17 protein-coding genes and 2 pseudogenes are annotated in these 12,018 nt (G+C 35.2%); 4 read left to right on the top strand and 15 right to left on the bottom strand.

Annotated features, from left to right (window positions below):
- The coding region (locus FD20_RS11255; RefSeq protein WP_157060921.1) for an IS3 family transposase at positions 1 to 437 on the top strand (437 nt) is incomplete at its 5' end.
- Positions 438 to 638: 201 nt separating this feature from the next.
- Here the strand turns inward: FD20_RS11255 and FD20_RS11250 are convergent.
- From FD20_RS11250 to hxlA, 5 genes are all read right to left on the bottom strand, one after another.
- On the bottom strand, positions 639 to 1,172 hold the full coding sequence (locus FD20_RS11250) for a 5-formyltetrahydrofolate cyclo-ligase (protein WP_010277786.1): 534 nt from the start codon (positions 1,170 to 1,172) through the stop codon (positions 639 to 641).
- Positions 1,173 to 1,203: 31 nt separating this feature from the next.
- On the bottom strand, positions 1,204 to 1,776 hold the full coding sequence (locus tag FD20_RS11245; protein ID WP_010386640.1) for a uracil-DNA glycosylase family protein: 573 nt from the start codon (positions 1,774 to 1,776) through the stop codon (positions 1,204 to 1,206).
- A gap of 65 nt (positions 1,777 to 1,841) precedes the next feature.
- On the bottom strand, positions 1,842 to 2,000 hold the full coding sequence (locus tag FD20_RS13885) for a hypothetical protein (protein ID WP_155275068.1): 159 nt from the start codon (positions 1,998 to 2,000) through the stop codon (positions 1,842 to 1,844).
- A 402-nt stretch (positions 2,001 to 2,402) separates the two neighbouring features.
- On the bottom strand, positions 2,403 to 2,933 hold the full coding sequence (hxlB, locus tag FD20_RS11235; protein ID WP_010386643.1) for a 6-phospho-3-hexuloisomerase: 531 nt from the start codon (positions 2,931 to 2,933) through the stop codon (positions 2,403 to 2,405).
- 13 nt (positions 2,934 to 2,946) lie between these two features.
- Positions 2,947 to 3,573, bottom strand: coding sequence for a 3-hexulose-6-phosphate synthase (gene hxlA / locus FD20_RS11230; protein ID WP_014333945.1), 627 nt, complete (start codon positions 3,571 to 3,573; stop codon positions 2,947 to 2,949).
- 126 nt (positions 3,574 to 3,699) lie between these two features.
- On the opposite strand from hxlA, the gene FD20_RS11225 reads away from it, so the two are divergent.
- Complete coding sequence (locus FD20_RS11225; protein ID WP_014333944.1) at positions 3,700 to 4,089, top strand: winged helix-turn-helix transcriptional regulator; 390 nt, start codon at positions 3,700 to 3,702, stop codon at positions 4,087 to 4,089.
- A gap of 404 nt (positions 4,090 to 4,493) precedes the next feature.
- Here the strand turns inward: FD20_RS11225 and FD20_RS11220 are convergent, their stop codons facing one another.
- Together FD20_RS11220 and FD20_RS11215 are read right to left on the bottom strand one after the other, a co-directional pair.
- Complete coding sequence (locus tag FD20_RS11220) at positions 4,494 to 4,778, bottom strand: helix-turn-helix domain-containing protein (RefSeq protein ID WP_004903734.1); 285 nt, start codon at positions 4,776 to 4,778, stop codon at positions 4,494 to 4,496.
- Positions 4,775 to 5,125, bottom strand: a complete 351-nt coding sequence (locus tag FD20_RS11215; RefSeq protein WP_004912644.1) for a type II toxin-antitoxin system RelE/ParE family toxin — start codon at positions 5,123 to 5,125, stop codon at positions 4,775 to 4,777. The genes FD20_RS11220 and FD20_RS11215 overlap by 4 nt, the downstream gene beginning before the upstream one ends.
- Before the next feature lie 60 nt (positions 5,126 to 5,185).
- Between FD20_RS11215 and FD20_RS11210 the strand changes: the two genes are divergently transcribed.
- Positions 5,186 to 5,776, top strand: a complete 591-nt coding sequence (locus FD20_RS11210) for a site-specific integrase (RefSeq protein WP_057738629.1) — start codon at positions 5,186 to 5,188, stop codon at positions 5,774 to 5,776.
- Between the two features lie 810 nt (positions 5,777 to 6,586).
- Here the strand turns inward: FD20_RS11210 and FD20_RS11205 are convergent.
- From FD20_RS11205 to FD20_RS13035, 7 genes and pseudogenes are all read right to left on the bottom strand, one after another.
- Positions 6,587 to 7,072 carry a VIT1/CCC1 transporter family protein gene (locus FD20_RS11205; protein ID WP_004903726.1) on the bottom strand — a complete coding sequence of 162 codons (486 nt, stop codon included), beginning with the start codon at positions 7,070 to 7,072 and terminating at the stop codon, positions 6,587 to 6,589.
- Between the two features lie 386 nt (positions 7,073 to 7,458).
- Positions 7,459 to 7,755: a transposase gene (locus FD20_RS13040; protein WP_080567320.1), complete on the bottom strand. Its 297-nt coding sequence runs from the start codon at positions 7,753 to 7,755 to the stop codon at positions 7,459 to 7,461.
- A gap of 62 nt (positions 7,756 to 7,817) precedes the next feature.
- Entirely contained in the window at positions 7,818 to 8,510 is a 693-nt protein-coding gene (locus FD20_RS11200) for a Crp/Fnr family transcriptional regulator (protein ID WP_057738626.1), read from the bottom strand.
- A 16-nt stretch (positions 8,511 to 8,526) separates the two neighbouring features.
- A complete protein-coding gene (locus FD20_RS11195) occupies positions 8,527 to 9,078 on the bottom strand; it encodes a Dps family protein (protein WP_057738624.1) in 552 nt (183 codons plus the stop codon).
- Between the two features lies 1 nt (position 9,079).
- Positions 9,080 to 9,316 carry a heavy-metal-associated domain-containing protein gene (locus FD20_RS11190; protein ID WP_010276741.1) on the bottom strand — a complete coding sequence of 79 codons (237 nt, stop codon included), beginning with the start codon at positions 9,314 to 9,316 and terminating at the stop codon, positions 9,080 to 9,082.
- A gap of 63 nt (positions 9,317 to 9,379) precedes the next feature.
- Positions 9,380 to 11,230: a heavy metal translocating P-type ATPase gene (locus FD20_RS11185; protein WP_057738622.1), complete on the bottom strand. Its 1,851-nt coding sequence runs from the start codon at positions 11,228 to 11,230 to the stop codon at positions 9,380 to 9,382.
- A gap of 139 nt (positions 11,231 to 11,369) precedes the next feature.
- Positions 11,370 to 11,558: pseudogene (locus FD20_RS13035) on the bottom strand (IS30 family transposase); the annotation flags it as partial.
- A 10-nt stretch (positions 11,559 to 11,568) separates the two neighbouring features.
- Here FD20_RS13035 and FD20_RS13595 point away from each other — a divergent pair.
- A pseudogene (locus FD20_RS13595) lies at positions 11,569 to 11,800 on the top strand (site-specific integrase); the annotation flags it as partial.
- A gap of 8 nt (positions 11,801 to 11,808) precedes the next feature.
- On the opposite strand, the gene FD20_RS13880 reads toward FD20_RS13595, so the two are convergent.
- Positions 11,809 to 12,018: hypothetical protein (locus FD20_RS13880; RefSeq protein ID WP_235807776.1), on the bottom strand; the 210-nt coding region annotated here is incomplete at its 5' end.

Genomic DNA, 12,018 nt, shown 5'->3' with positions numbered 1-12,018 from the left:
TGAGCGGTGTTTGGCAAACAGATATCACTTATATTCAGTTGACTAATCACAGATGGGCCTATTTAGCAACCGTTTTGGATCCTGAGAAGAGAAAAGTATTAGGCTATAAAATTGGCAATACAAGGACAGCCGAACTAGCTACAAGTGCCTTACAGATGGCGTTAGATAATCATCAAAAGCCACTAATAGTTCATTCGGATATGGGGTCACAATACACGAGTGCTGAATTTAATACCAAGGGTCAAAATTATGGCTTGAAACATTCATATTCACTCAAAGGACATCCATACGATAATGACTTTATGGAAGCGTTTCATTCAATATTGAAGCGTGAAGAAGTTTATTTGAAGGCATACCAAACATTAACTGAGGTCCAAGCAGCCATTGGTTGGTATATCAATTTTTATAATCGCAATCGTATCTCAAATGTCGCCTAATTAACTGAATAAAAATGGTCCAATTTATTGACTTCTAAGCAATAGACTGGGCTACTAGAAATATCTATTTGAGAGGAGCTAACACAGAATTTTAGAATAATCATAATTACCTAAATGAGATTGTTTAACATAAAGTAATTAAAAAAATAAACTCATAATGAAAAACTAACATATTCATTATAAGTTTATTTAGCATAAATCCTATTTTATAAGATACCTCACCGGTCTATCCCACGTATCCTTTGAAAATTTATGGATTGATTGAGGAGGCAACACTAGCGAAACCGTTATACCATTATACTCTGCCAACGTTGCGTCAAAGAAACCTGCACCGTAACCTATCCGATAATTATCTTCGCTAAAGGCTACACCGGGAACCACCATTAGATCTATTCCCTTCAAATTTTGTGCTTGATTTTCATCTTGTGTTGGTTCTAGAATTCCGAATTTTGATTTACTCATTAAACTTTCTATATAGTCAAACCATAATAATTTTCCACTACTCACCCTAGGTACTACTACTTTCTTATGGCTTCTCAACGCCTCCTGAATAATGACATCAGTACTCAATTCGTGTTCCATACTTATAGTTACAGCCACTGAATTAGAGTTATTCCAATATGCCTTAGAAAACAGAATTGCCTGTAATCGCTCTTCTTCAGTAATCTTGCTATGGTAATCATATAATTTTAGTTTATCCAAGGTCATTTTTCTTATTTCTTTTTTACTAAGCACTGCTACAAATCTCCTCCAAATTATCTTCAAACTAGTCCGATAAAATCTTACTAATTATCTCTTTTAATTCTGGCACAACCTCTTGTTCAAACCACGGATTTTTTTTAATCCATATATTATTTCTTGGTGAAGGATGAACTATCGGAAAATAAAGAGGCAAGTAATTTTTGTAGTTCTTTATTACATCGGTTATCTTGCTTTGATAACCAAGATTCAGATAATATTTCTGAGCATATGATCCCACCAATATAATTAACTGAACATCGGGCATAAGCTCCAATAATTTTGGGTGCCATTTGTTAGCTACTCCTCGTCTGGGCGGTAAGTCACCCCATTTTCCTTTTCCTGGATAGTAAAAGTCCATGGGAATTACGCCAATTTTTCCTGAATTATAAAAGGTATCTTTACCAACCCCGATCCACTCTCTTAATCGATCTCCCGATGCATCATCCCACATTATACCCGAGTTTTGAACTCGTAATCCCGGTGCTTGACCAATAATGACTAATTTTGCTTTTTTCGATACGTGAAATATTGGCCTTAATCCTTTTTTAGTAAACTCCATATTCATTTGATCTGCTGCTATATCATCAATAATACTCATATTCCCCCTCCTAACCAATGTATAATAATTATTATAAGCTACTTTATCAAACTTATATTGATTTATTAGTTCACAACTAAACTATAAAAGTCTACCAAGAGTCGTGCAACTTCTTTCTGCATCGCATTAAATTCGGCACGAGTCACTGGCTTACCACTCACGTCAGTCATAACGGTCTGAGCCTTTTTGACCCAACCCGTGACGGTTTTACAGCCAAATGACATTCATTGGCTAGGGAATTAGCAGAATGGCCCTCATTGTGCAAGGCAACAATTGGTGATTTAAATTCAGTTGAGTATCGCTTAGCTTTCATAATAAAAAACTCCTATACTTGATTATCTCGGATTATGCCCTAGAAATAAAGCAGTCCGGATTTTCAGTATACGAGCAGGTGTTAGAACGCGTCATAACTTAACGACATAATCACATTTTGTTACTAAAGAAATACCAAATCTACTATATATTGTTCATAAGTCAATAAAAACAGCATCTTCCAGAATTATCAAAATAAGATGCTGTTTTTAGTTTATGCTTATTTATTTTTATGTTATCAGTCTGAACTAGAACCAGTTCCACTACGAAAAATAACTTTCTTAATATATCGCTTTTATAATTTTAAGATAAAATCATTCAAGATTAGCATGTCTCTTCTGTAAGTCTGATTCTCCGATACTAAATTTATTCATATAGTTGATTACAAACAAATCGCCATATAGCCAAACTGATTGTTCGAATAGACTTCCCATCGGTTGTTTTGTGATACTACTTTTAGTAAATTTACTTTTACCGGCAAGTAGCGTAACGTAGTCAGACTTACTAAAGATTGTATTATTATTATTGGTGCTCCATAGCCAAATTTTAGCTCCGATATTTTTAGAAATATCAGCATATCTAATTAATTGACTAGTTTCTCCAGATGAAGATGCAATAATTAGTAAGTCTTTATCGGTAATAGCAGGTGTAGTCGTCTCTCCTACAAAAAAGACATCCTTTCCTATTTGTGCGAGGCGCATGGCAAAGGCCTTTAATGCTAAACCTGAACGTCCAGATCCTGCTAAAAAAAGCCTATTAGATTCATTTATAATGACTAAGAGCTCATTGGGAATCGTATTATCTGAATTATTATTTAGTTCATTTAGTATATTTTCCCAATTCATAATAGTCTCCTCTTTAGCTTAGAATCTTTTTGAATTCTGCCGCCGCTGCCGCTGGATCATCTACAGTAGAAATTGCTCCACCAATAATTAATATATCTGGATTAGCCGACTTGATTTCTTCAGCTGCCGTTAGTTTAATTCCTCCGGCAATCGCAGTTTTGGTATTTGAAACGTTTTTCTTAATGATATTAAAAGTTTCAAAAGGATCTTGACCCAATGCTTGTAGATCATATCCCGTATGAGTACCGATGTAATCTGCACCGAAGGAATCAATTTCACGAGAGCGGGTTTCAATATCTTGAACCCCAATCATATCAACTAATAACTCTTTACCAGCTTCATGAGCTGCTTTTACGGCATCCTTAATTGATTGATTCTCGGCGACCCCTAAAATTGTTGTAATATCGGCACCATAATCAAATGCTTGATTTACTTCATATGAAGCAACGTCCATGATTTTCAAATCAGCAAGTAACGTAATATCTGGGAATTCTTTACGGATTTTTTTAAGTCCTTCAAGCCCAAAATTAATTACTAAAGGCGTTCCATATTCAAAAATATCAATACTGTCTTTTGTCTTTTGAATTAATTCAATGGCTCCTTGGACATCTTCTAAATCAATTGCTAACTGTAATTTCATAACACATTAACACCTTTCGTTTACTAAGATAAATATATATATATTATCGAACTTACTGGTAAAATTTAATAGAGGGCACTTTAAAGTAACCTGTTTGACTTAAATACTAACAAAGGGAGTCGGATTATGTCAGATCATTTTCGAAATGCTGTTATTAAAAAACTTAACAATGGGGATTTTGATTGTACTAAAGAATTTACAGTATCGATGTTCAGTGGTAAACATAAATTATTAATATTATGGATTTTAATAAATGATGGGCCACAAGGTTTTTCATATTTTATGAAGCGTTTGAAGGGTATCAGTAAAAAAGTTTTATCAAATCAGTTAAATGAGCTAATTGGTGACCAAATTGTGTCTAAACGAGAATACTTATCTGGTAAAGTACATCACACTGAATATCAACTAACCGATATAGGGCAAACATTGATTCCAATTGTAATTGCTTTAAACGACTGGGGAGAAAATAGACTTAAACAAGTTAGTTTGGTTAAAAAATTCAATAATGATCTATAAATTTTAAGAAGTAATTTTAGAACGTGTTAGTTTCATCGAATCTTTTCAACTCACTCTTGGAACATCTCAGGAGAGTTTTAAACAAGACATCAGGAAAAATAGGCGGACAGAGTCTTTGGGTTGTTTTAATCGCATTATATGATTTTTATCAGAGTATGAAAAGTTAATACACGAAGTTACTGATCTTATACTAAAAAATATTCCAAGTTATTGACTTATGAGCAATCTGTTATTACAGTAAGTATGCGAACCCTTGAATTAATTGATGAATTACCAGAATTTGAAATCCAAGAGTAATATGGGGTCTTTATATAATGACCCCTCAAAAAGACTATTAAAACAGCCCCCATTATCTGACTAGTAGATAATGGGGGCTGTTTTTTTGTTTAATGTTATAATAGATCTTAAAATGCTGGACTGAATTGAATGGTCAAACGTTGGTTTGTTGCTTGGGCGATCTCAGATAGTATTTTTGTTGAAGCATTCATCGAACCATTTTCAATGCGTGCAATCGTTGATTGTGGTTTACCAATCAAATTGGCAAATTCACGTTGGCTCAATCCCATATTTGCACGAAGGTCACGAACTTTTACTGCTACCTCTAAATTAATATTTTCTTGCTCAACAATTTGTGCAAATTCAGGATTTTTTTTACTACGTTCAGCAACGTATGCATCAAGTTTACTCATTGATTTTCCTCCTTATTCAAATACTGACTGCGTCTATTCCGAGCGATTTTCTTTTCATTTTCAGGTGTCTTTTGCGTTTTTTTCGTGAAAGCGTTAGTAATAATGTATTGACTACCTTTGACTTGAAAGTAAAGAGCCCTTTGAATGTTTGAAGATCGTTTAGAACGAATTTCATAGAGATTATTTTCTAGCTTTTTTACCCATAATTGTCTTTCCGCCACTAAGAGGCCATTATTTTCAATATTTTGAATGGTTGCAATTAATTTAGCAGCATCTTTATCAGGTAATTGATCTAAGAACTGTTCAAATTCAGCCCAATCGTAATAATCAAACTCAAATTTTTCCATAACAACATGATAGCAGATGCGCTATCATCAATCAAATTATTAACTTTAAAGGAGTAGCTAATGGTGCAACAAATTGTCCTCCCCATCAAAGACTCCAACGTCTTAAAAATGGTGCAAGACACCTTATTAGATAGTTTTCGGGCGGGTCGCCGCAACTACACTATCTTTCAAGTTGGCAAAGCCACTCTACTGCGGGTGAGTGATGTGATGACGTTAAAGAAATCGGATGTCTATAATCCCGATGGGTCTGTTAAAAACACGGCCTTTATTCATGATAAAAAGACAGGTAAAGCGAACACGTTATATTTAAAGCCCGTGCAACAAGACTTGTTGCAATATCATGATTGGCTAGTCCAACGGAATATCACTTCGGATTGGTTATTTCCCTCAACGTCCCATCCAGATCGACATATAACAGATAAGCAGTTTTATAAGGTGATGGCACGCGTTGGTGATCTATTAGGTATCAACTATCTAGGCACACATACGATGCGTAAAACAGGCGCTTACCGCGTCTATACACAGTCAAACTACAATATTGGTTTAGTCATGCACTTATTGAATCATTCGAGTGAGGCTATGACGCTTACTTATCTGGGGTTAGATCAAGCAAGTCGCGAAACAATGTTAGATCAAATTGATTTTGGGTAATAACGCCAACTAATCTCCCTAAATTAGCACGTATTTGTTCATTTTGACGCCACTATGGAGGTATTTTTAATGACTAGGATTACTAAGGCACAATTAGACAACATCATTACACGTTGCCACCATCCGAGGTAATTGGTGCCCCATTGTCTGAAACTGCAACTAAAGGGTTGCTAGGTAATACTTTTTGAGTCATAATTTTAGACGCTCCAATTTTTGAGTATTTGGTTTGTTTTTCACTAACAAAATATCATAACAAAGAGCTCCTATGGTTTTCACCCAACGGGTGAAAGCGCAAAACCCGCTGAAACGGTATTAACTTGCTGTTTCAGCGGGTTTTTGTTTGTCTTGATGAATAATCCGGGTATTAAGTTCTACACCATCTCACTTTTCTCGACCATAGAGCGTCTTTCTAGATGTCCCCGAACAGATTTACTCACCTGTTTGGGGTTTTCTTTACAAAAAAGTGTTTTTTGTCAGCAGGCGTGTTGGTAACCACTAAAAGTAACTCCCTAAGGACACCATTTTCGATGACGTAATATAACATATCGTTTCTTTGTATACATGGTTAGCTATTACAGGTCGACTCAATTAAAGGTGTTCTAAAAATATGATTTAAAATTTTACCCGGATTATTTCTAACGAATCGACAGGCAAGCACCCTGATGCGCTATACTCTGCTGATTTAATGAACGCAGCTAAAGAAGAAGCTAAGCGTCGAGGATTGTTTGACTTAAATAATCTATAACTGATTACCATATAACTAAATATCTAAAAAGAAAAACGTCTTGAATATTCAAGGTGTTTTTTTGTCTACAAATAATAATTCAGTAAGATACCAACGCCATAAGCAACAATTGCAGCGACGTACCCGACAGAAAGTGTGCGTAGAATTTCTGTTCTTACTTTCTGCTCTGACAGGTTGGCCTTCACCCAGCCTAGCAACGCCAAAGAGACACCGACGATGACAAAGGCGATTGGAAAGGCGATGGCTTTGTCGTGAATGAGCGCATTTGTAATTAAGTAGGCACCTAGTGGAATTAAACCGAAGACGTTAAACGAAATGAATGTCGCGATACCAGCTGCCAATGCTTTACTTTTTGATTGATTGTTATCCGATGTTGCTGACAGGTAGGCACCGGCCCCCATTGAAAAGCCATCGGCTAATAAGTTTGAGAATCCCAAAATGATGATAACGATGTTTGAAACGTTACCACCGACCGATCCAGCAACGACTGCGAACGTCGTGATAATGCCATCTAAGCCACCGTAGACGATGGCTGAAACGTGTTTTTTCATTTATTTTCTCCAGTTTCTCTCAGTGGTGATAAAACCAATATATAAGAAAAAAGTGACCAATTATCGGTAATTTCACATCGGATTAAAAATGTTTCAAAAACGAAACAAATAAAACCCGGATTATTCATGCACTAAATTTTTAACCACAGCTAAATCAGTAAAATACGATAAAACACCTTGAAACTGCCAGTACCTTGGCACAGTTTCAGGGTGTTTTTTCGATTGAGCGTTTTTTGAGAAAAATAGGAACACTAAAACCAGCCAGATTTTGCTATTTTTTTGAAAATCTACTTCGTTGTTTTATTGCCACAAAGCATTTAGTCGTTCCCAAGCTCGCCAGAACAGACCATCGAATTGTTCTTGGATGCGGCTATCTAACGTCAAAATCACCTTGCGGGCGTGCTTAGTGACACACGTCCACCGATTTTTAACAAACGGTCTCGAAAGGTATTGATTGTCCACGATTGTTGCTGGTCGTCCAACGCAATACTCTTCATCAACCGCATCAAGTTTGATGCAATTACTGAGATCCACATGCGCGCTTTGTTGGCGAAAAATGAACTGCTATCAGTTTTGCCAAAGGCAAATCCACCTTTAAGCTCGCGAATAATATCTTCAATCGCCGCACGCTTGCGGTAAACACGGACGATGTCTTTTTGTGGAAGACTTAGGTTAGTGACGATGAACTGTGTACCGCCATGTTCATCATTTAAAACGATATCCTTATTTTTAAGTATAAATCGACTTAACTTGATACAAATAATAATTCATCTAAATCAAATATCTCAACACATTTTTGGGTATGCCGTTTATTTAGACCTCTCTCTTCCAATGATGAGAACTTACGGCTTATTGTTTCTGGAGTTGTCCCCAGGTAAGTAGCCAAATCTTTTTTTGACATGGGTAAAGTCACATAAGTATGGTTTTTTTCATCTTCAACATTTTCTGATAGAAAATCAATAATTCGAGCTTCAACAGGTTCAATACTGACTTGCACAGTTTGTTTTTCTGATAACTGTAGCCGTTTTGTAATATCCGATAATATTCGTCGCATGATTTCTGGATAGCGATCTAAATATTGATCTAAATCCTTTTTATGAATCCTACAAATACTTGTTTCCGATATTGCTTCAGCATAATTCGAATGATAACCTTCAGTCTGTAAAACAGCAACTTCCCCCATAAAATCACCCGGATGTAGGATACGTATGGTTTGCTCACGACCAGACTCACTTAGGCTATAAATACGTACACGTCCATTGTTTATGATATATAATGTGTCATCTTTATCACCAAACCTAAATAATAGCTCATTCTTTACGTATTGTACTTCATTCGCTGATTGAGCAATTAGATGCATTTGTTCATCATTGAGATGATTGAAAATCGGCACTAAACGTATACAATCTACATGACTATGATGATTATGGTATGCCATACCGTTTTCCTCCTAATTAATCGTTATCTATATAGTCATCGTCTTCTAAGGCATCCTTATTAATAAATGATTGAAGTTTCCAAATATTTACGTCTAAATAAGCTTTATAACTAATTAGTGAATCTTCCAAAGCATCATTTCCTTCTTCTTGTGCTAAGCGAATTGCACGAATAGTAAATTCACGATTAGATCTAAAATCTTCTACTGTCTGTAGGACCATCTCATCAGCAGTGTAATATTTTTCCGAAGAATCTTCAGAAATCGTTGTAAATTCTTGAAATTCAGTAGTTGTTGATGCTGGCTTAAATCCTGAAGCTAGTAAACGTTCTGCAATTTTATCAAACCATGCCTCATTCTCGTTATATAAATTTTCAAAAACATTATGCAATGCATAGAAATTTTTGCCTTTTACATACCAATGATATTGATGTAATTTTACATGTAATGTATGAATATTAGCAAGTATATGATCTGTAACAGCTGCAGAATTAATCTTAGTATGATGAATGTGTTCTTTATATGCTTGTTCGGCAGCTAATTTTTCTTGCCTTTCATTTATCGTTGTCATTTTATGCACCTTCCTTTACTTTTGAACTAATTACTGGGTATCCTAAGTCTTCAATTGCTTTTTCAATTGTATTCAAATTGACCTGATTTTCATCAAAATCCACTTTTACCTTACTCGCATTGAAAAGTACTTTTACAGAATCTTTTTTTACACCAGCAGTCTGTTTTAAACCATGTTCGATTTTTTGTAAACATGATGGACAAGTTAATGTTTCTAATTTTAATGTTGCTTTAGTCATATCTATCACTCCTTTAAGTAAATTATATAGGCCATTCTTTTTAAAATACTTGATATAGATCAATTATCTTAATTGATAACCTCTTAATCTCATTGCATTTAAAATAACTACTAAAATACTGGCCTCATGAACCAACATCCCAATTGACATAGACATCCATTCACTAAATATTAAACTAACCAATAGTATTATCACGACGCCAACAGCAATTAGAATATTTTGTCGCATATTCGCATATGTTCCTTTTGCTAGGCCTAAAGCATGAGGAAGGCGGTTAAAGTTAGAATTCATTAAGACAATATCTGAACTTTCAATTGCGACATCTGTTCCATTCCCCATAGCTATACCTACCTCTGCAGTAGCCAGAGAGGGACTGTCATTAACACCGTCACCGATAAAAACAACTATTTCACCTGAGTCCTGTCGTCTTTTTAGAAATGCTTGCTTGTCCTCTGGTAGCATATCACCATGGGCTTCGGTTAAACCTAGTTCCTTTTTAACTGAATTAACTGTACCTTGGTTATCACCTGATAATACAATGAGATTTTTAATACCAAGTGATTTTAATTTTTGTAAGTCCTGTTTAACACCTGACCGAACTTGGTCGCGAATACCCATTAACATGATTAACTTATGATCAACTGCCGTTAATACAATTGAATTACCAGTCTTTTCTAATTTATTCAATTTTTTAAGAACATCATCTGATAGCGGTATATTTTCTTGTTTCATTAAGGTTTTATTTCCTACTGAAACAACGTGCCCATCTACGTGAGCAATTACGCCCCCACCTTTTACAACCTGTGTATTTTCTATAGGCCTTACTTTATACTGTGCTAATTTATTTACAATAGCGACAGCTAATGGATGATCAGACTCACTTTCAACTGAAAGCAATAGAGATAAATTCTCCTCCTGATTATTTCCATAATGAATAATATCGCTCACTTCAGGCTTTCCTTCAGTTAAGGTACCTGTTTTATCGAATAACACTGTATCTGCATTGGCAAAATGACTAATCACTTCAGAACCTTTAAATAAAATACCATTTTTTGCGCCATTTCCTATCCCCGCAACATTTGAAACAGGTACACCAATTACCAAGGCTCCTGGGCAACCAAGTACTAATACAGTAATCGCAAGTTCTGTATCTTTGGTTAATACCCAAACCAACAGCCCAATTGTAAGTACTGCAGGTGTATACCAGCGAGAAAACTGGTCAATGAATCGTTCTGCTTCTGATTTAGAATCCTGTGCTTCTTCTACCAACTCAATAATTTTTCCAAATGTAGAATCTTCCCCTACTCTATCAGCCACTATTTGAATAGTACCATTGTCCATAATAGTACCGGCAAATACTTCATCGTCTTTTTCTTTCTTTAAAGGTAAAGATTCACCTGTGATATTAGCCTCATTTACATATCCTTTTCCAGTAGTTACCCTACCATCTACGGGAATCTTGGCACCAGTCTTTACTAGGAGAATATCCCCTTCTTCTACTTCATCAATATCTACTTCTGCAAATTGTCCCCCTGTCAATTGCTTAAAAGCAGTTTCTGGAGCCATTTCCGTCAACTCTTTAATAGCTGATCGTGTTTGGTTAAGTGTTCGTTGTTCTAAATATGATCCAAATAAAAATAAAAAAGTAACAATTGCTGATTCTTCATAATTTTGAATAAAGAGAGCACCAATGACCGCTATCGTTACTAAAATATCAATACTTACTACTTTTACTTTCATAGCCTGATAAGCCTGTAAAGAAATGGGGGTAACGCCTAATATCGAAGCTATAATAAAAGCACTATTAGAAATTGTTGTATTGGCAAAAATAAAGTGTGCGATTAGTCCTAAAGCAACGAGTAAGCCACTGATACTCATAATTTTATTTTTATGTTTAAGAATATTATGTTGCATATGATTTCTCCCTTAATTTTAGTTCAACTAAAGTGTATTAACTTTTGGGAGATATAAACTTGACGTCCATCAAGTTTATAAAATAGTTCTAAATACTTAAAAGTATTATACTTATTAATCTAAGCTTTATTTAAAATAATCAAATGTGCTTTTGGTAGATTGCAAGGATCAAACGAATTGGTGATTGACAGGTTAGTGTTTCCATTGGTCTGGCATTGATCCAATGATTAATATTGTCTAATTCTTTGTTGCTTACTGTTTCAGTTTTGCGTTCTTTTGGTATGAAAATCCGAACATATCGATTTAATATCTCATTACTCACACGTTCTGCTGAGTGGTTTTATAAGGTAACGGCACGCGTTGGTGATCTATCAGTAATTTTTAACTATCTAGTCACACATACAATGTATAAAATATGTGCATAGCACTTGTATGCATAAGTACTATCATTATCATATTGGTTTAAGCATGCACTTTTTGAATCATTCTAGTGAGGCCATGACATTAGCTTACCTTGGCTTAGATCAAGCAAGCCGTGAAACGATGTTAGACCAAATTGATTTTGGCTAACAAAGAAGCTATAAATGGGCACTCATTGATGATGATATAGCAGGATTGGCTACCGTTATTTTCTTAAAACACGGTGCATATATGACTGGCGAAAAATTCATATCTGAATAATTAACAACTCTTGTGAATGGCTGACTCAGCCTTCTCGTCAGCATGATTTTAAGGAAGTTTGTCAAATGGTGTTGAAGGATAGTTTCTATCCTTTGGAGATCTCCTCG

Source organism: Liquorilactobacillus uvarum DSM 19971, from assembly GCF_001434935.1.
Lineage (GTDB): Bacteria > Bacillota > Bacilli > Lactobacillales > Lactobacillaceae > Liquorilactobacillus > Liquorilactobacillus uvarum.
Note: the sequence above shows the minus strand (reverse complement) of the source record. Positions and strands in the feature narration are given on the sequence as shown.

Excerpts from the sequence above, each read along its gene's own strand:
- FD20_RS11245 (WP_010386640.1), bottom strand. The coding sequence starts at position 1,776 with ATGAGTATTATTGATGATATAGCAGCAGATCAAATGAATATGGAGTTT.
- FD20_RS13885 (WP_155275068.1), bottom strand. The coding sequence starts at position 2,000 with ATGTCATTTGGCTGTAAAACCGTCACGGGTTGGGTCAAAAAGGCTCAG.
- hxlB (WP_010386643.1), bottom strand. The coding sequence starts at position 2,933 with ATGAATTGGGAAAATATACTAAATGAACTAAATAATAATTCAGATAAT.
- hxlA (WP_014333945.1), bottom strand. The coding sequence starts at position 3,573 with ATGAAATTACAGTTAGCAATTGATTTAGAAGATGTCCAAGGAGCCATT.
- FD20_RS11225 (WP_014333944.1), top strand. The coding sequence starts at position 3,700 with ATGTCAGATCATTTTCGAAATGCTGTTATTAAAAAACTTAACAATGGG.
- FD20_RS11220 (WP_004903734.1), bottom strand. The coding sequence starts at position 4,778 with ATGAGTAAACTTGATGCATACGTTGCTGAACGTAGTAAAAAAAATCCT.
- FD20_RS11215 (WP_004912644.1), bottom strand. The coding sequence starts at position 5,125 with ATGGAAAAATTTGAGTTTGATTATTACGATTGGGCTGAATTTGAACAG.
- FD20_RS11210 (WP_057738629.1), top strand. The coding sequence starts at position 5,186 with ATGGTGCAACAAATTGTCCTCCCCATCAAAGACTCCAACGTCTTAAAA.
- FD20_RS11205 (WP_004903726.1), bottom strand. The coding sequence starts at position 7,072 with ATGAAAAAACACGTTTCAGCCATCGTCTACGGTGGCTTAGATGGCATT.
- FD20_RS11200 (WP_057738626.1), bottom strand. The coding sequence starts at position 8,510 with ATGGCATACCATAATCATCATAGTCATGTAGATTGTATACGTTTAGTG.
- FD20_RS11195 (WP_057738624.1), bottom strand. The coding sequence starts at position 9,078 with ATGACAACGATAAATGAAAGGCAAGAAAAATTAGCTGCCGAACAAGCA.
- FD20_RS11190 (WP_010276741.1), bottom strand. The coding sequence starts at position 9,316 with ATGACTAAAGCAACATTAAAATTAGAAACATTAACTTGTCCATCATGT.
- FD20_RS11185 (WP_057738622.1), bottom strand. The coding sequence starts at position 11,230 with ATGCAACATAATATTCTTAAACATAAAAATAAAATTATGAGTATCAGT.